Annotated in this window: 18 protein-coding genes and 1 pseudogene; 6 read left to right on the forward strand and 13 right to left on the reverse strand. The window is 54.8% G+C overall.

Annotation, left to right across the window (positions count from 1 at the left end):
• Positions 1–149 precede the first annotated feature (149 nt).
• Together AC13DJ_RS10245 and AC13DJ_RS10250 are read left to right on the forward strand one after the other, a co-directional pair.
• Positions 150–458 carry a VPA1267 family protein gene (locus AC13DJ_RS10245; RefSeq protein WP_482932809.1) on the forward strand — a complete coding sequence of 103 codons (309 nt, stop codon included), beginning with the start codon at positions 150–152 and terminating at the stop codon, positions 456–458.
• Complete coding sequence (locus AC13DJ_RS10250; protein WP_138437832.1) at positions 451–2,628, forward strand: AAA family ATPase; 2,178 nt, start codon at positions 451–453, stop codon at positions 2,626–2,628. Before AC13DJ_RS10245 ends, AC13DJ_RS10250 begins: the two co-directional genes overlap by 8 nt.
• A gap of 246 nt (positions 2,629–2,874) precedes the next feature.
• On the opposite strand, the gene AC13DJ_RS10255 is transcribed toward AC13DJ_RS10250, so the two are convergent.
• The 6 genes from AC13DJ_RS10255 to AC13DJ_RS10280 all read right to left on the reverse strand — a co-directional run bounded on the left by AC13DJ_RS10255 (position 2,875) and on the right by AC13DJ_RS10280 (position 6,567).
• Positions 2,875–3,501 carry an SCO family protein gene (locus AC13DJ_RS10255; RefSeq protein ID WP_474541053.1) on the reverse strand — a complete coding sequence of 209 codons (627 nt, stop codon included), beginning with the start codon at positions 3,499–3,501 and terminating at the stop codon, positions 2,875–2,877.
• Between the two features lie 17 nt (positions 3,502–3,518).
• Positions 3,519–3,875, reverse strand: a complete 357-nt coding sequence (locus tag AC13DJ_RS10260) for a DUF3703 domain-containing protein (protein WP_008173648.1) — start codon at positions 3,873–3,875, stop codon at positions 3,519–3,521.
• Positions 3,876–3,932: 57 nt separating this feature from the next.
• Positions 3,933–4,655, reverse strand: coding sequence for a cytochrome c biogenesis CcdA family protein (locus tag AC13DJ_RS10265; protein ID WP_008173647.1), 723 nt, complete (start codon positions 4,653–4,655; stop codon positions 3,933–3,935).
• An 81-nt stretch (positions 4,656–4,736) separates the two neighbouring features.
• Positions 4,737–5,414 (reverse strand): DsbA family protein, encoded by a 678-nt coding sequence (locus tag AC13DJ_RS10270; protein WP_008173644.1) that lies wholly within the window; start codon positions 5,412–5,414, stop codon positions 4,737–4,739.
• Positions 5,411–5,845, reverse strand: a complete 435-nt coding sequence (locus AC13DJ_RS10275; RefSeq protein ID WP_008173641.1) for a disulfide bond formation protein B — start codon at positions 5,843–5,845, stop codon at positions 5,411–5,413. Before AC13DJ_RS10275 ends, AC13DJ_RS10270 begins: the two co-directional genes overlap by 4 nt.
• Positions 5,842–6,567, reverse strand: coding sequence for a cation diffusion facilitator family transporter (locus AC13DJ_RS10280; RefSeq protein WP_008173639.1), 726 nt, complete (start codon positions 6,565–6,567; stop codon positions 5,842–5,844). The genes AC13DJ_RS10275 and AC13DJ_RS10280 overlap by 4 nt, the downstream gene beginning before the upstream one ends.
• Positions 6,568–6,636: 69 nt before the next feature.
• Here AC13DJ_RS10280 and AC13DJ_RS10285 point away from each other — a divergent pair, with 69 nt between their 5' ends.
• Positions 6,637–7,044: a MerR family transcriptional regulator gene (locus tag AC13DJ_RS10285; RefSeq protein ID WP_008173636.1), complete on the forward strand. Its 408-nt coding sequence runs from the start codon at positions 6,637–6,639 to the stop codon at positions 7,042–7,044.
• A gap of 61 nt (positions 7,045–7,105) precedes the next feature.
• Here the strand turns inward: AC13DJ_RS10285 and AC13DJ_RS10290 are convergent, their stop codons facing one another.
• From AC13DJ_RS10290 to AC13DJ_RS10320, 7 genes are all read right to left on the reverse strand, one after another.
• Positions 7,106–7,729, reverse strand: a complete 624-nt coding sequence (locus AC13DJ_RS10290; RefSeq protein ID WP_123891400.1) for an SCO family protein — start codon at positions 7,727–7,729, stop codon at positions 7,106–7,108.
• The gene (locus AC13DJ_RS10295) at positions 7,726–8,568 is read right to left on the reverse strand and encodes a cytochrome c oxidase assembly protein (protein WP_023010648.1); all 843 of its coding nucleotides are present in this window, start codon (positions 8,566–8,568) and stop codon (positions 7,726–7,728) included. The genes AC13DJ_RS10290 and AC13DJ_RS10295 overlap by 4 nt, the downstream gene beginning before the upstream one ends.
• 22 nt (positions 8,569–8,590) lie before the next feature.
• Entirely contained in the window at positions 8,591–9,229 is a 639-nt protein-coding gene (locus AC13DJ_RS10300; protein WP_058091791.1) for a DsbA family protein, read from the reverse strand.
• A 44-nt stretch (positions 9,230–9,273) separates the two neighbouring features.
• Positions 9,274–10,233, reverse strand: a complete 960-nt coding sequence (locus AC13DJ_RS10305; RefSeq protein WP_053115521.1) for a bile acid:sodium symporter — start codon at positions 10,231–10,233, stop codon at positions 9,274–9,276.
• Between the two features lie 75 nt (positions 10,234–10,308).
• Complete coding sequence (locus AC13DJ_RS10310) at positions 10,309–11,217, reverse strand: cation diffusion facilitator family transporter (RefSeq protein ID WP_008175827.1); 909 nt, start codon at positions 11,215–11,217, stop codon at positions 10,309–10,311.
• A 70-nt stretch (positions 11,218–11,287) separates the two neighbouring features.
• A complete protein-coding gene (lspA, locus tag AC13DJ_RS10315) occupies positions 11,288–11,827 on the reverse strand; it encodes a signal peptidase II (RefSeq protein WP_008175825.1) in 540 nt (179 codons plus the stop codon).
• Between the two features lie 4 nt (positions 11,828–11,831).
• Positions 11,832–12,728, reverse strand: coding sequence for a cation efflux transmembrane domain-containing protein (locus tag AC13DJ_RS10320; RefSeq protein ID WP_008175823.1), 897 nt, complete (start codon positions 12,726–12,728; stop codon positions 11,832–11,834).
• A 98-nt stretch (positions 12,729–12,826) separates the two neighbouring features.
• Here AC13DJ_RS10320 and cadR point away from each other — a divergent pair, with 98 nt between their 5' ends.
• The 3 genes and pseudogenes from cadR to AC13DJ_RS10335 all read left to right on the forward strand — a co-directional run bounded on the left by cadR (position 12,827) and on the right by AC13DJ_RS10335 (position 16,921).
• Positions 12,827–13,261 carry a Cd(II)/Pb(II)-responsive transcriptional regulator gene (gene cadR / locus AC13DJ_RS10325; RefSeq protein ID WP_008175821.1) on the forward strand — a complete coding sequence of 145 codons (435 nt, stop codon included), beginning with the start codon at positions 12,827–12,829 and terminating at the stop codon, positions 13,259–13,261.
• 203 nt (positions 13,262–13,464) lie between these two features.
• Positions 13,465–16,286 (forward strand): annotated as a pseudogene (locus AC13DJ_RS10330) (efflux RND transporter permease subunit); the annotation flags it as partial.
• Positions 16,283–16,921 (forward strand): TolC family protein, encoded by a 639-nt coding sequence (locus AC13DJ_RS10335; protein WP_008175810.1) that lies wholly within the window; start codon positions 16,283–16,285, stop codon positions 16,919–16,921. The pseudogene AC13DJ_RS10330 and the gene AC13DJ_RS10335, both read left to right, overlap by 4 nt.
• Positions 16,922–16,973: the final 52 nt, after the last annotated feature.

Here is a 16,973-nt window from a genome sequence, read left to right on the forward strand (position 1 = left end):
CGATCAAAGACTATCTGAAGACTTACAACGAAGACCCGAAGCCCTTTGAATGGCATAAATCTGCCGACCAGATTATTGAGTCAATCGCCAGATTATCAGACAAGCTCAATAAGTAAGCGGACTTTTGTTAAGGGACACTAGCGAAAGCCATTGGCATCGGCAAAAGCGCTCTGCGTCAGAATCCAGCCATCAAGGACGCACTGGAAACGTTAGAGCAAGGTCTACGTGAGCGGGGTGTACTGCCACCACTTACTCAGGAGGCTTCGGTTCAGAGGTCTCAACCTAAACGCTATGATCCCACGGTCAACCAGAAAGCTTTGGAGTCCCGGCGTCTCTCGGCACTGGAGCAGGAAAACATCGAGCTGAAAGCTCGTGTGGCAACCCTCGAAGCCAAGCTCAAACGTTACGGCGAGCTATCGGAGGTACTAACCGAGTTCGGGGTAGCGCCCGATGCATGAAGACTATTTTCGTGTTACCAGCTGCCAACACAGTGGCTCAAAGTATACGATCTTCACAGGCATCCCCATCAAAGCCGACAGTTACAAAATCAATTCGGGCAAATACATTGTCAGCATCCGATGCGAAAACCAGTCTCTACCGATCCAGCCTTCGGTGGGGCAGCAGTGGCGGGTTCGCGGCCAGCGGGCCCTTAAGGCCGTCCAGGCGGGCGATTATGAGCTTCAGCAGCATCTGTATAACGATCCGGCTGAGATGGAATGCACGCTGCCGGAAACGGGTGAAGCGCTCATTCGCTTCATCGCTACCGAGAAAGCCTTCACTGGAATTGGTGAGTCGAAAGCTCGCGCCCTCTGGGAAGCCTTCGGGAGCGACCTGCACTCGTTGCTCCAAACGGACACGGAAGAGCACAGAGAGTGTCTTAGAGACGTTCTGAGCGACGCATCAATTGAAGCCCTGTATAACGGCTACGCCAAGTATCGGAATCTCGCACACGCGAACTGGCTCGCTTCACTGGGCATTCCGCTGCGTATTCAGCAGCGTATTCTCAAATATCACGATGAGCGCACTGTCGATATCCTAAAAGCCAATCCCTGGGCTCTGCTGGGCTTTGGGATGCCGTTCGCCGACATCGATACGATGTCCGAGCAATTGGGCTTTGAGAAATCAGCTCCGGTGAGGCTCGCAGCTGCCCTGGAAAGCGCAATCCGCAGGCAGGTCGAAAAAGGTCACACCTACGCAACGCATCAAGTTTTAAGGCCCGAGATCATAAAGCTTCTGGGCGATAAAGACCTGGTTGCCGAGGTCTTTGCCAATGGCTATCTCAATGGCCAGTTCATTCTCAGGCCACAGACCGGCACCTATCACCCGACTGCACAGATAATAATGGAATCGGTGGTCGCCAAGCGGCTCAAAACACTGGCAACCATCACGGACGAAGATGAATCCGTTTTCAAAGCACTGACCGAAGCCGCCCGGGAGTTGCCTTACGATCTTACTGAGCATCAACTGGAGGCGGTTGAATCCAGTCTCACCAACGGTGTGTCCTGCATTACGGGCGGTGCCGGTACTGGAAAAACCACGGTGCTTCGGACCGTATTAAAGGCTTACGCCGCACTGGGCTATGAAATACACGCCGTGGCGTTGTCTGGGCGGGCTGCCATGCGACTGCACGAAAGCATCGGTTTTTTCACCATGACGATTGCTCGCATGTTGCGGGAGGAGCCGATCTCACCCTCTCTGGTTCAGCCCAAGCACCTCTTGGTTATCGACGAAAGCAGCATGATCGACCTGCCGACCATGTACCGGATCGTCACGCACCTTGATCCGTCGGTACGTATTATTCTGACGGGCGACCCAAACCAACTGCCGCCCATAGGCTGTGGCAAAGTCCTCTCAGACATAATCGAATCTGGCGCAGTTGCCAATGTTGAGCTGAATATCGTGAAGCGTCAGGAAGGCTCAACGGGTATCCCTGAATACTCTGCCACCATCAACCGGGGCGATGTTCCTCCATCGTTATCATTTGGTGCAATCACGTTCCACGAGACGCCTCCGGAGCGTGTAGTCGATAAGTGCAAGACCCTGTATGCCGAATCCGCTCACAATACCCAGATTATCGGTGCAACGAAGGCCCTGGTTGGCGAGTTAAACCTGGAATGTCAACGGCTAATCAATCCAGGCGGCCAGAGGCTGGAGTTCAAGCTGCATGGGGATGATTTCTTTATTGATCTGAGGGTAGGCGACCCGATCCTATTCACTAGGAACAACTATACTGTCGGCATCCAGAACGGATCTCTTGGTGTCCTATCCTCAGCAGACCGCGCTTTTCAAGGCGACCAGGAGACATTTGGTGTCGTAACTCTGGATACCGGAGAGGAGATAGACATCACCGAGGATGTGTTCGACTGCATGGAACTTGGCTATGCGATCACGCTCCACAAGGCTCAGGGTAGCCAGTTCCCAAGAATTATCGTGGTAGTACAGAAGGGCCGCATTTCCGACCGAGCATGGCTTTACACCGCGATTACCCGCGCCGAGGCAGAAATCCATATTGTTGGGCAAGTTAGCGATTTCGAGGTAATAACAAAAGCGGAAAGCCATGCGAATCGGCGAGCGAGTTTTTTGAGAGAACTACTGACAGAGAGGAAAAGGGATTCGGGGGTTGTCTGACAGAGCACTACCCCCTCATCGCCGGTCGCGGCCAATGGGGCCTCAGGCTGTGCCGCATTTCCAGCTTAGCGGATCATCCCTGGTCCTTAAATACCTCTGGTGAATCGCCGCTTGCGGCGAGAAGGCAGAGCCCTGTTCCTGTTCATCAAATTGTGTTCATGAAAGCACTTGAAGCGATCCAAAACGTTTGTTTCTAAACAAAAGCGAACATTCGAGTCAGAGCTTTCCTCCAGAGCCTCCAGTCATTCAGTAATCCTCTTCAAGCAGGCCAACAAGGTCCTGCCGAATGGATTGAGCGCTTAAATCTTCCGGCCGGATAAGCAGGCGAGGATTACCCTCACGATCAAACACATAGACTGCACCGCTGTGAGTAACGGCATAGTCACCTTCTGCGTCCGGTTCTTCATGCCCGAACGTCGTCCGGTATCGCTGGGTAAGCGTGCGGAGGTCAGAGGCGTTGCCGGTCAGCCCGATGATTTTGTCACCAAAAAAATTGACGTACTCCGCCAGGCGTTCGAGTGTGTCGCGCTGAGGATCGACACTGACGAACAACGTAAGTACTTCCTCCTGATTTTCCGTGCTCAGCCCGCTGACGGCCTGGCTGAGTTTTTGCAGAGCAGTGGGGCAAACATCAGGGCAAGAGGTAAATCCGAAAAACAGCATTCGTACCTGACCACTGTAATCATCGCCTGAAACCCGTGTTCCCTGACTGTCGATCAAATCGAATTCAAGCTTGGGCATCACGCCGCTGATGTCTGTCCCGTGCCAATCCGGCGGATCATCGCCCATGCAGCCAACAAGGAGGATTGCCAGCATCATCAATGCAATGGATGCAAAGCGCTTTGCGTGGTGTTGGAAGCAGGGTTTGATCATCAAGTGGTGTCCTTCAATTACGTGTTGGAAGGATTCTGGTGTCCCAGAACAATCGCCAAGTCTTCCGGCACCGCCATCGGTTCAAATGCGCTGACGTTGGCACGTCCCGTATTGCCGACAGGAACCCGGATTCGTGAAACCAGCAACGCAGCGAAGGCCCGAGCCAGCTGACCGAGAACCTCGCGAGCATCGCGCGCGTGCCAGCCAAGCCGGAGCATGCGCAAATGTGTTGTCGTGTGCGCTAACGCGAACTTCTGGCTCAGAATATGAGCCCGTTCAAGATGTCTGAACGCTGTAGCGACATCGCCCTGATTGTCAGCATCAGCGGCTGCTGCCGGTTCTGTCAGATAGAACGTCTTGAGTTCACTGTTCACTGCTCAGTTCTCCTGCCTTATCGGCCAGCTAAGTTGTGGGCAAAGATTTGCCCGGGATCAACCGAGTCTTCCGAGTACCGGAAATGCGGATAACATCCATGATGCAAACCGGGTCATCTGTCCCGTCAGCACCATTACCCCCATAACAACCAGAACCAGCCCTGCCAGGATTCTCAGTGACTGACTCCAGCGGCTCATCCAGCGCACTCGCGCCCGAAAGTGCTTAATAAATAAAGCCGTTGCCAAAAATGGAATTGCCAACCCCAGCGAATAAACGGCCAGGTACAGCATGCCGGTTTCAGCATTCGCATGGGTGGAACTGAGAGCCAGGATAGCGCCCAATATCGGGCCAATACACGGTGTCCACCCGACGGCAAAGGCCAAGCCGAGAAGGAACGCTGCCGTGGGCCGTCCACCCTCAAGGGTTTGCCCAAAGCGCCAGTCGCGCTGTAACGCGGGCATGCTCCACCAGCCCAGCATAAATAGCCCCATCAGCACAATCAGAATGCCCGCCACCAGATTGGCTTCCTGCCGGTAGGCCATCAGCCACTGACCGAGCAGACTAGCGCTGGCACCAAAAGCGATGAACACTACACTGAACCCAAGGACAAAACAGATACTGAGCCACAGAGATTGCAGTCGACTCGAACGGTCTGTGACAGTGCCGCCCGTAACGACCGATAGATACCCCGGAACCAGCGGCAGAGTGCAGGGTGAGAAAAATGACACCAGGCCGCCAAAAAAAGCAGCCAGCATTCCCCATGTCGCAAGATCTGGCATTTCCGTGAGTCCTCAATTTTCTGAATTCAGTTGACGGTGGAGGGCATCAAGCCCATCCGTGTTTTGTTCGACACCGGTCGACTATTTCTGTGCGTCTGGGAGCGACTCCTGAACAAGACGAAGTAGCGGTTTGGGACCAAACTCCGTGAGTTGGCGGCCATTCACGAAAAAAGTCGGGGTGCCCCGAACACCGATGGTTTTGACGTCCTGCATGTCCTGATCAAGGATGGCGCTTATCCGTTCGGATTGCATATCCTCACGGGCTTGGGACAGGTCCAGACCGGCTGCCTCGGCCGCTCCCCATGCCTTGGCAACCTTCGGGTCGTCGTGCCAGGCCGGCTGCACCTCCAACACAGCTTCCAGCACCGGTTCATAGACATCTTGCAGGCGAGCTGCTTCCAGAATTCTGGAGACTTCCTCGGAACCCTGATGGAACATTGTGTACCGCAAAACAAGCCGCACCTGGCCTGGATACTCAGCAAGTATCTGTTTCACGATCGGGTAGAACGCCCGGCAGGCTTCGCAGGAGGGGTCGAAAAACTCAACGATGATCACCGGTGCGTCGGCAGGCCCGAATGTGGGCGAATGGAAGCGTACCAATGCTTGTTGGTTCGCGATCGGTTCGGCAGCGGCAACAGACTTTTCGCCGGTGGTGGCCGTTTTTTGAGGCTGCTGGGGCTGTGGCTTGAATAGGACGGCGGCTGAAAAGGCTGCGATCAGCACGAGACACACGACAACAAAGATGGCACGACGATTCATGTATGAACTCTCCGACGGATAAGCAAGAGCAGAATGATGATGGCAACAAAAATGGCCAGCGATAGAAACGGAAGCGGCAGCCCACCAAATATCGTCATTCCGTCACCCGAGCAGGACGGGCCAGTGGCCGTGCAGGGCTGAATGGGTTGTGGAATGAGCCCCACATAAAGCAGTGAGTGGGCTAGAGCGAACAGGGAGCCAATGACAGACAGCGGCATAGCGTAGCGCCAAACGTTAAAATCCGAGTAGTAGCAGGCGACTGCGAGAATCACCGCCAACGGAAACATGAAGGCGCGCTGAAACCAGCACAGAACGCACGGAGCCTGCCCGAGAACTTCCCCGATGTAGATGGCTGAAAGCGAGGACCCCGCCGCCAGTAGCCAGGCTGACAGCAGCAGCCCCCATGGAATCACCCGGTTATTGGTGGTCACCGGGATGGCTCTCTGGATTCATTGGCACAAGTGCTTTGCGAAGAAGAGCAGCAGCTGTTTCCAGCGGTATCGCCTTCATCTTTGCTCGATTTATCGGCGGTTTCAGCCCCACCGGCACGCCATTCCTCCATACCCTCACGGATGACCTGCCAAGCGGAGTGCAGGAATAGCGCAGCAATGGCGAGGCCCACAATGATGTCCGGCCAGAGGGTATTGGTGAGGGCGACCAATCCTGCCGCAATGATTACACTGCTATTGGCGAACAGATCGTTCCTGGAACACATCCAGGTGGAACGCATATTGAGATCGTCCGCACGATGACGGTAGAGCAACACAAAACAAACGCCGTTTGCAAACAGGGCAAGAGCGCCGACAGCGCCCATCCACTCGGCGGCGGGCACTTCCTGTATCACCAGCTTGCGGATGGCATCGGCGACAACAACAAGCCCGAACAACAGCATAAAGCCGCCTTTGAACAAAGCCGCTCCGGCACGCGCGCGACGGCTTCGGTCCAGCACGAACAGTGTCAGTGCATAGACAGACGCGTCGCCAAACATATCCAGCGAATCGCCCAGCAACGCGGTAGAGCTTGCAATCCAGCCGGCGCTGAATTCCACCACAAACATCACTGCGTTGATGGCAAGCGCAATGTAAAGCACCCGGCTTTGGCTCGCTCGCAATTGTGCCAGTTCACCGGCCTTGTTTTCACAGCAGCTGTCCACGACGAACCCTCCTAAAACGTGCAATACATCGATACACTGGTGGTTATAGTAACTATAAGGTCAATAGCGATGAGCGAAAAAAGGAACACGGTCGGTCGGCTAGCTGATGATACGGGCGTTAAGCCCGTGACCATCCGTTATTACGAAAAAATTGGACTGTTGCCGAAAGCGACCCGCTCGGAGTCGGGCTATCGTCTCTACTCCGAAGAGGATCATTCGCGGCTGCTGTTTATTCGACGAAGCCGCGGGCTCGGATTTAGCCTTGACGATATTCGTGAACTGCTTTCACTGGCGGATCGTCAGCAGGAGTCCTGTGCGGGTGTGGACGCCAAAGTTGAACAACAACTGGTTCAAGTGCGCTCTCGACTGAAAGATCTACATGCAATGGAACACGAGTTGGAAAGACTGAGTGCGTGTTGTGACGGCGGAGTTATTATGGACTGCCGAATTATCGAGACACTCTCCGGCTCTGCTTAACCACTTTGTATGTGCCCGCCAACCAGGACTGTCTCAATTCGAGTTGGGACAGTCTATTCAGTCAGGCATCCTCCTGAATAAGAGCAACGAGGTCATGCCGAATTTCTTCTCTACTCAGATCGGGCCGCATTAAGAGGCGGGGGTTACCTTCGCGATCAAATACATAAATCGCGCTGCTGTGTGACACCGCATAATTTCCATCAGCGGCAGGTTCGTCATAACCGAAGGTTGTTCTATATCGTTTTGCCAGTTCACGAAGCTGGGGTTCTTTTCCAGTGAGTCCTACAATATTGTCGCCGAAGAAATCCACGTATTTTGCGAGACGCTCAGGCGTGTCACGTTTCGGATCGACACTCACGAACAAAGTGAGTACTTCATCCTGAAGCGCGGGGTCCAGGCCACTGGTTGCCTGATTGAGTTTTTGCAGGGCGGTCGGGCAAACATCGGGGCACGAGGTGAACCCGAAAAACAGCATTCTCACGCGGCCACTGTAATCATCGCCAGATACAGACTTGCCCTGGCTATTGATCAGGTCGAATTCCAGCTCAGGCATCAAGCCACTGATGTTTTTACCGTTCCAGTCTTCCTCGTCATTGCCAAAGCAACCAGTCAGCAATAGGGATGCTATCAGCGTTAAGGTCGCCGATATGATGTTGGTGCGCTGTCGCCAGAAGCGAGTTCTCATGACGCTGTTTCCTCAAGTTGTTTGGATTGGTTGGTATATTTTCCGTCCTGATGCATGGCTCGCCGGAGCATCAGAAGAATGCCAAGAATGCTCATCATGGCCGGAGGAATATAGGTCAGCATGCCTCCCAGTAGCTGGTCGACTTCCGGGTCCAGCGGCCAGGCCCTGCCACAGACTTCGTAAACGTCATAGACCATGTCACGTGAAAACACGATCCACGCCCCAAGAAACATCTGAAGCACACCTGCGGCGGCCAGAACCAACATGCGTCTGCCATACCCCAGCGATGAGGTGATCGCCGGCGGTCTTGGATCAAAGATCAACCACCAGAACAGCAGGCCATCCAGCAACATGCTCCAGTTCATGACCCAATACAGATCCCGGCTGAGCATGGCGTCAAAATGGATTGATGGCCACAGCCAGAAATAGATAAGCCCGACAAACAGGAAAAGGGCGATAAAAGGCTGTTGCAGAACGTTATAGACCCAGCCCAGAGGCCTCAATGTATGCCTCCAGCCCGGGCTGATTTTTGCGAACCAGAACCGCATGACCGGTAAAGGGTTGGACAGGGCGATCAGGATCGGACCGATATGATGAAGAATCAGGTGCTGACCCCGATGGACGAAGAACATGTATTGTGCGTAGTAATCGAAGCGGGTCTGCATCACCGCATAACAGATCAGTACCCCCAGGGTGAACGCAAAGATCCGCAGTGAGCCTGGCCGGTCCTGTTCCGGCATCCGAATTAGCCCGACGCCATAGAATCCCATCACGAGCATGTAGCTGAGTATGGTCAGCGGCGAGAAATCGTAGGGTAAAAGGTAGTCAAGCAGTGACATAGCGTTGCCGGTTGTTTTGTTGTTATTTCAGTGACCCTACCTTGGATGTCACCAGGTCGTACAGTTCCTGAGGCCCCAGGCGGCTCAAGGTGTCTCCGTTAACGTAGAATGTTGGGGTTCCGGAAATTCCAACCGCCTTAACGTCCGCAGCATCCTGTTGAATAATGCCGTCAATCTCGGGTGAGTTCATACCGGCCCGAGCGGCTTCGACATCAAGTCCGGCTGACTCCGCCGCATCCCATGCTGCGGCGACCTTTGGATCATCGTGCCATTTCGGTTGTGCTTCCATAACAGCGTCCAGTACCGGCTCATAGACCCCCTGTTCACGGGCGGTTTCCAGGATTCTGACGGCCTCTTCCGAGCCTTTGTGAAACAATACGTAGCGCAGTACCAGACGCACGTTGTCCGGGTAGGCAGCCTGAATCTGTTTCACATAGGGATGCATGGCGCGACAACCTTCGCAGGATGGGTCGAAGAACTCGACAATGGTTACCGGCGCGTCCTCAGGGCCAATAACGGGAGAGTAATCCCTCACCAGTGGCGTTTTTTCAACAACGGCGGGTTCATTAGTGCCCTGGGAGCGATCGTAAATAACAAAAGCACCAGCAAAGACAACCAGACAAAAAAGAAGGAGACTGATGACCAGGGTTCGGGTTTGCACGGGAGATCTTCCTATTTTAAATGAGTTTACGGGTTTCAGATTATTCAGGTGTCCGGTAGCAGCCGACTAGGCACCCACCGCAGATAAAGCATCATTCCAAACAGTTCCAACAAAGACTGGACGACAATCACCACGACGGCCACAGCCCAGGCCTCTGGCATTGACAGTGCCAAAGGTAAAACCACGAAGGAGTTGCGTGTTCCTAGGCTGAAGATGACGGTGCGACCGGTTTCTACCGGTAATCGAAAGACCCGGCGCAGAGCCTTTCCAACCAGAGCCGCAGCTAGAAGATAGGCCGGAAACAGAATCATCAAGGGCCAGATAAGTGAGCCGGTACTGTCGATCTGGCTGACCTGTGTCATTGAGATGATGAACAGTACGACTGTCAGCAGAGGGACCGGCATCAGACCCATGAAGCGAATGAACCCGATGGCTTTTCTGGAGTTTTCGGCCCATTTTTCAGTCAGAAATGCCAGGATAAGCGGGACAATAATCAGCCCGCCAAAGGCCGGCAGGAGGTGCCGCCCAAGCTCAAGATTCACGTCGAACTGATTACCCATGAAAAGCCAGAGGTAAAGTGGAAGAAGACCCAGTTGAGCAATCAGCAGAACCGGTGTTGCCGCAATGGCTCGGGTGCTGTCCCCCTTGCCTAGGTGAGTGAAGGTGACAAACCAGTCGGTACAGGGCATCAGCAATACCAGAAGCACACCCAGCTTCAGCGCGTCATTATCCGGCAGTGCCAACACCAGCAAGGCAGTGATCGCTGGCATCACCAGGAAGTTGCCGGTGAGCAAGGCACTCATGAACCGACGATCCCGGAACACATCAGACAGGTGAGTCAACGGTGTTTGAGTAAACGTGGCGTAGAGCAAAACCCCAAGCAAGGCCCAGATCAGGTATTCCGGCACATTGTCGCCGAGAGATCCTGTCCAACCGACAACAAGACCGAGGATAACCGCGATGAGGTAGGCCCAGACCTGATGGCGTTCAATTACGTCTCGCATGGCGTGCTCGTAACCGTGAGGCATGTCGGCCATTCGCAGCATATCTGCCACACGGCACCCATTTCAGCAGCCCTGCTAGCCATGGCCATAAGTATGGGCATCTTTGTGACTGTGATCAGGATGTTCAAACTCCAATGTTGAATGAGTGATGCTGAACTCGTTTTCCAAAGTTCGTTTTATCTTGTCCTTGACTTTCTCAAGTTCATTCCATGCACTTATCTCGACCACCACATGGGCGTCAAGGGAGGCATCATGCTCACCCATCTGCCAGAAATGTACGTGGTGAAGGTCGATAACGCCCTCTACGTTTGATACAGCCTCAATGACCGAATCTGTGTCGATATCCACAGGACTGCCCAGCATGAGTGTTCGGATGGTTCCGCCGATTTCCGTCAGGCCCAGGTAGAGAATGTAGCTGGCGATACCAATTGTGATCGCTGGATCAACCCAGCGCATGTCGTAGAGCAGAATCAGGGCACCGCCTATAACGACTGCTATTGAGGCAAACGCATCAGACAAGTTGTGTAAAAACAACGCACGAATATTAACGCTGCCCTTCTGCATCGAGTAGGTCAGCAGCGCGGTCAGCGCGTCCACTACCAGTGCGACAATGCCAAGCCAGATTACCCACCATCCCTTGATTTCCGTCGGCTCAATGAATCGCATGGTACCTTCGTAGATCAGGTAAAGGCCTATCATGATCAAGGTGGTGTAGTTTATGAGTGCCGCAACGATCTCAATTCTCCCATAGCCAAAGGTCATCTTTGAGTCGGCCGGGCGGCGTGCAATTTTCCGGGCGGCAAAAGCGATAACCAGCGATGCCATGTCTGAAAAGTTATGTATAGCGTCGGCGATCAGCGCCAGGCTGCCAGCGAAGATCCCGCCCGCGATCTGGGCGACAGTCAGGACGCCATTCGCCCAGATGGCTACTGCAACTCGCTTGTCCTTGGTATCCGGCGACATGTGAGCATGCTCGTGGCCCATTATTTTCTCCTTGTTCGGTTACTGTTCAACTAAATGTAGTCGCAATACTCGCTAAGCCTGACTAAGAGGGTTATGCGTTGGCGACATCGCGCAAACTAGCCATTCTGGCGATTTTCCATGTTGTTTCCCACACTTTTTCGGCCCTGAAGCCCGTGACAAAAATCATGATCACGCCCAGGACTATGAAGGCGTCGGCAATATTGAATGCCGGCCAGTGCCAGGATTGCCAATGAAAATCCAGGTAATCGACAACATAGCCTCGAAAAACTCGGTCGATGACATTTCCGAATGCACCGCCAAGTACCATCGAATAGGCTAGGGCTTCGGTTCGCTTATGGCTGTCCCGAATCAATTTGACCAGAACAGCCGAGACGACAATGGCTATCGCAATAAAAAAATATCGCTGCCAGCCATCGCCATCGGCAAAGAGACTGAAGGCAGCGCCTTTATTCCATACGTGCACCCAATTAAAGAAAGGAGTGATCTCAACCGATTGCCCGTAAGCCATGGATTGCTGGACGAGCCATTTAATAAGCTGGTCGGCCAGTGCTATAAGTGCCGAAAAGCCGAGAAAGGTGAGCGTAAAAAAGCGAGAACGGTCTTCAGACATCGAATTATCCTTTTAGCGCAAGAATTCGCTTGGCACCAATGAGTACAATGCCTCCCACAATACCGCCAATAACCAGATCCGGGTAGTTGGAGCCGGTCCAGGCAACAAGAAGCCCTGCAAGGATAACCCCCAGATTGATGACCACGTCGTTGGCCGAAAATATCCAGCTTGCCTTCATATGCGCGCCGCCTTCGCGGTGCTTGGATATCAACAGCAGGCAACCGGTATTGGCGATCAACGCGACGAAGGCGATCGCCATCATCATCAGCGATTCAGGCTCACTACCGAAAACAAAGCGTCGCACCACCTCGACGAGTACGCCGATAGCCAAAATCAGTTGCAGTACCCCTGCCAGATGCGCGGCACGTACCTGCATTTTCGCACTGCGCCCTACGGCATAGAGAGCCAGGCCATAGACGGCTGCATCGGCAAACATATCCAGGGAATCAGCGATCAGGCCGGTAGACTGGGCGATCAGGCCAGCAGTCATTTCCACCACGAACATGATCGCATTGATACCGAGCAACACGCGCAGAGTGCCTGACTCCTGCGTAGCAGAGACCGCCGAGCTCTCAGCGGCCTTGATCGTCTCTGGGTCGGCAATGACGGTTTCCTGAAGAGAGGCGCCTAGCCCCAAGGTCGCCAGTTTCGCGGTAATGGGCTCAGCCTCGCCGTCATGCACGACCTCCAATCGGCGGTTCGACAAGTCGAAGGACAGCGTTCGAATCTCATCAAAGCCGTTCAGCGCCAAGCGGATCATCCGTTCTTCTGAGGGACAATCCATCTTCGGCACAGCATACACGCTGACCCATTCCCCTGACGCTTCGGAGGAGACCGGCATATCGGTATCCGCTGCAGGCGTTGCATCGCAGCTACATGGGCCACCACAGGCTTTACTCACGATACGGCTCCAGTTAACCAACATAGATTGCTAGTATTAAAAACTATATAGCTACTATAAGGTCAATGGGACAGATGATCCGTTGAGGAGTAAGCCTGATGCGCATTGGTCAGTTAGCCCAGATAGCGGGTATCGACACGCAGACGATCCGCTTCTATGAGCAGCAGGGCCTGTTGCCGCCGCCAGAACGGCAGGAGAATGGTTACCGTGTCTATACCGAGAAGCATGGCGAGTGGCTTGCCTTTATCCGCCGCTGCCGAATTCTGGACCTGTCACTGACAGAGATTCGCGAGCTACAGAGCTATCAGGACGACCCTCGCCAGCCTTGTACCGCCGTCAACGCCATGCTCGATGACCACATCTCTCATGTGCGGTCGCAGATAACTGCTCTGCAAGCGCTTGAGCAACAACTCGTTTCACTGAGGGCGAGTTGCAACGAGGGTCGGGAGATCAATGCCTGCGGCATCCTGACGGGGATCAGCGAGGAGAGCAAACAACAGCTGTATAGGGCTAGCTCAGGCCGTAAGGACTGAGCAGAGACATGCCGGACCTTGCAGTGACATTGTGAATGCATGGTGTGTTGATCGCGAAGCCTCACTGCGTATCTCGGCATGCGAACCTGGGCGTTGCTGCAAACTTGCAGGGGCCGTGAAGAAGAGTCGTCATCAACCAGGTAATCCGCTGAGCTGATGGTTGGTTCCGTCATCATGATATGAGCCAATCAACCAAAAAATCCGGATACCCCTTTTTTGGTGATTCCTTTGTCTATGTCATTTTCGATGACAACACCGATCTGTACTGGGCCCGGATGCAACCGGCGTTGGCTGGGTATACTCCTACGCCCTGGTGGACCGCACCGGTCAGCATGACCTGTCGGAACTGCGGGCTATTCAGGACTGGTTCCTGAAGTTTGAACTGCAAACCGTGCCCGGTGTATCCGAGGTCGCCAGCGTTGGCGGCATGGTGAAACAGTATCAGGTCGTGGTGAACCCGGACAGACTGCGGGCCCACGACATTACCCTGCAGCGCATCCATTCCGCCATCAACAGCGCCAACCAGGAAACCGGCGCCTCGGTGGTGGAGATGGCCGAGGCGGAATACATGGTACGGGTCACCGGCTACCTGCAGAACGAAGACGATCTGCGACAGGTCCCCCTGGGGGTCAACGACAACGGCAAGCCCCTGTTACTGAAAGACGTGGCCGATGTGCAGCTTGGCCCACAGGTCCGTCGCGGTATCGCCGAACTGAATGGGGAAGGGGAAGTGGCCGGAGGCATTGTGGTGATGCGTTTCGGTGAGAACGCCTTGAAAACCATCGAAGGGGTCAAGCAACGCTTGGAGGACATCAAAACCAGCCTCCCCGATGGTGTAGAAGTGGTTCCTACCTACGATCGCTCCACACTCATTAATAACGCCGTGGACAACCTGTATGGCAAGTTATTGAAAGAGTTCCTGGTGGTCGTCCTTATTTGCGCAGTATTCCTGTTCCATCTACGGTCGTCGCTGGTGGTCATCGTCAGTCTGCCCGTAGGTATCCTTGCGGCGTTCGTGGTGATGCACGCCCAGGGCATCAACGCCAATATCATGTCCCTCGGGGGTATTGCCATTGCCATCGGCGCCATGGTGGACGGGGCCATCGTGATGGTGGAGAACGTCCATAAACACATGGAGCGAACCCCGCTGACACCGGAAAACCGATGGGCCGTGATGTCGCGGGCCGCGGGTGAGGTGGGGCCCGCGCTGTTTTTCTCACTGATGATCATCACCGTGAGCTTTCTGCCGGTCTTCACCCTGGAGGCTCAGGAGGGCAAGCTCTTCGCCCCCCTGGCGTTCACCAAAACCTACGCCATGGCGGCGGCAGCCGGGCTGGCCATCACTCTCGTTCCAGTGCTGATGGGCTATTTCATCCGTGGCAAGGTATTGCCAGAACATCGCAATCCCATCAACCGACTGCTGATCGCCCTGTACCGACCGATTATCGGCTGGGCTTTGCGACGGCCGGCATTGATGCTTGCCGGAGGCCTGGTGGTGCTGATCATCGGCTTCTGGCCGGCCAACAAGCTGGGCAGTGAATTCATGCCGCCTCTGGACGAGGGGGATCTGATGTACATGCCCACCACCTATCCTGGTATCTCCATTGGCAAGGCCCGACAGATTCTGCAACAGACCGACAAGCTGATTGCCAGTATTCCGGAAGTGGAGACCGTGTTCGGAAAAATTGGCCGCGCCGATACGGCCACCGATCCTGCCCCGCTGACCATGATTGAGACCTTTATCCAGTTCAAACCACGGGACCAGTGGCGACCCGGCATGACGCCGGAATCTCTGCGCCGGGAACTGGACAGGACCGTCAGACTTCCGGGCCTTACTAACGCCTGGGTCATGCCGATCAAAACCCGCATCGACATGCTCTCCACGGGCATCAAGACCCCAGTCGGCATCAAGGTGGCCGGTCCTGACCTGGCGGTGATCCAGGGTATAGGGGAAGAGCTCGAGCGGGTGTTGACTGACATACCCGGCACAGCCTCTGCGTTTTCCGAGCGGGTGGCCGGCGGACGCTACATCAAGGTGGATATACAGCGCGAGGCTGCCGCTCGTTTCGGGCTGAATATCGCAGACATTCAATCGGTCGTACGTACCGCGATTGGCGGCATGAACGTGGCCAACACGGTGGAGGGTCTGGAGCGCTATCCCATCAATCTGCGCTATCCCCAGGGTTACCGGGATTCGGTGGAGCAGATGCGCCTGCTGCCGATGGTGACACCCAATGGCCAGCGTATCGCGTTGGCCGATGTGGCGGATATCCGGATCGACCAGGGGCCGCCCATGATCAAGTCGGAAAACGCCCGTATCAATGGCTGGACTCTGGTGGATATCGAGGGCCGGGATCTGGGCAGTTGGGTAAGGGAGGCGCAGTCCGTGGTGCAAGAACAGGTGGATCTACCTGCTGGCTACTCCCTGACTTGGTCTGGCCAATATGAGTATATGCAGCGGGCCAAGGAACGCCTGACGCTGGTGGTGCCGCTGACCCTGGCCATCATCATTCTGCTGTACCTGAACTTCCGCAACCTGACCGAGGTGGGCATTATTCTCGGCACCCTGCCATTCGGCATGATCGGTGGCATCTGGCTGATGTATCTGCTGGGTTACAACCTCTCCGTGGCCGTGGCCGTCGGTTTTATTGCCCTGGCCGGGGTGGCGGTGGAGATCGGAGTCCTGATGCTGGTGTACCTGAACCAGTCTCTGCATAACGCTTTGGAAACCGTGGATCATCAATCAGGCCAGCTGTCGGCAGATGCCCTGCGCAAGGCGATCAGTGACGGTGCTGCGCAACGGGTGCGTCCGATCATGATGACCTTCGCGGCCATTGTAGCTGGCCTGGTGCCCATCATGCTGGGCAGTGGCACCGGCTCAGAAGTCATGCAACGCATCGCCGGCCCGATGATCGGTGGCATGGTCACCACGTTGATCCTGACCCTGCTGCTGATTCCGGTGATTTTCTATCTCTGGCAGCGCGCACGGCTGAAAAAAATCGCCAAAAAAGGAACATTCCGATGATTAGACCCATTGGCATCCAAACCGTTCTGATCCTGCTGATCACAATGGCCTTGCCGATAAACGCCGAACCTATTGAGGTCGTTGACGATTGGGTTCAAGAGGCTCTGACCAATAACGCGACTCTGGGCGCGCAAAGATCTGTCGCCGAAATGTCAGAAGCCAAAGTGGAGGGCTCAGATACTTGGGCCGACCCGGTCATCAAGTATGGCATTGCGCCTGAAACTCTAGAGGGACCTAATACAGTTGGGCATCGCTTTGAGGTAAGCCAGCAGCTGCCCTGGCCGGATCATCTGTCGGCGTCTCGCAAGGCAGCGGAGGCCGGAATGCTTGCCGCCCAGCAGGAGACTCAGTGGCTAATAAGGCAGCTGACAGCTCGCGTTAAGGAGGCGTATGCATATTGGTGGTATACCAATGAAGCGATCAATCTCCATCATGAGACACGCGCTTTGGTCGAGCAACTGGCCACCGTAACGGAACAGAGGCTTGACTATGGCATCGGCTCGCAAAGTGAAATGCTCAGGGTCAAAACGGAGTTGGATACTCTAGCCCGGATTTCTCATAGGTCCCCAGCAAGTCTCGCAGACTGTGCGGGTTACCGCCATTACCGCTCATTGGCGGCCGTGACTGATCAATAATCGATCAATTCCTGTTGTCCGGACACACGGCCCCCTTTCCCCCATTGAGTCG

Source organism: Marinobacter sp. L-46, from assembly GCF_056859535.1.

Coding starts and splice junctions, on each gene's coding strand:
- AC13DJ_RS10310 (WP_008175827.1), bottom strand. CDS start 11,217: ATGGGCCACGAGCATGCTCACATGTCGCCGGATACCAAGGACAAGCGA.
- AC13DJ_RS10255 (WP_474541053.1), bottom strand. CDS start 3,501: ATGATCAAACCCTGCTTCCAACACCACGCAAAGCGCTTTGCATCCATT.
- AC13DJ_RS10270 (WP_008173644.1), bottom strand. CDS start 5,414: ATGAATCGTCGTGCCATCTTTGTTGTCGTGTGTCTCGTGCTGATCGCA.
- AC13DJ_RS10265 (WP_008173647.1), bottom strand. CDS start 4,655: ATGCCAGATCTTGCGACATGGGGAATGCTGGCTGCTTTTTTTGGCGGC.
- AC13DJ_RS10285 (WP_008173636.1), top strand. CDS start 6,637: ATGAGCGAAAAAAGGAACACGGTCGGTCGGCTAGCTGATGATACGGGC.
- AC13DJ_RS10250 (WP_138437832.1), top strand. CDS start 451: ATGCATGAAGACTATTTTCGTGTTACCAGCTGCCAACACAGTGGCTCA.
- AC13DJ_RS10335 (WP_008175810.1), top strand. CDS start 16,283: ATGATTAGACCCATTGGCATCCAAACCGTTCTGATCCTGCTGATCACA.
- cadR (WP_008175821.1), top strand. CDS start 12,827: ATGCGCATTGGTCAGTTAGCCCAGATAGCGGGTATCGACACGCAGACG.
- lspA (WP_008175825.1), bottom strand. CDS start 11,827: ATGTCTGAAGACCGTTCTCGCTTTTTTACGCTCACCTTTCTCGGCTTT.
- AC13DJ_RS10290 (WP_123891400.1), bottom strand. CDS start 7,729: ATGAGAACTCGCTTCTGGCGACAGCGCACCAACATCATATCGGCGACC.
- AC13DJ_RS10305 (WP_053115521.1), bottom strand. CDS start 10,233: ATGCGAGACGTAATTGAACGCCATCAGGTCTGGGCCTACCTCATCGCG.
- AC13DJ_RS10295 (WP_023010648.1), bottom strand. CDS start 8,568: ATGTCACTGCTTGACTACCTTTTACCCTACGATTTCTCGCCGCTGACC.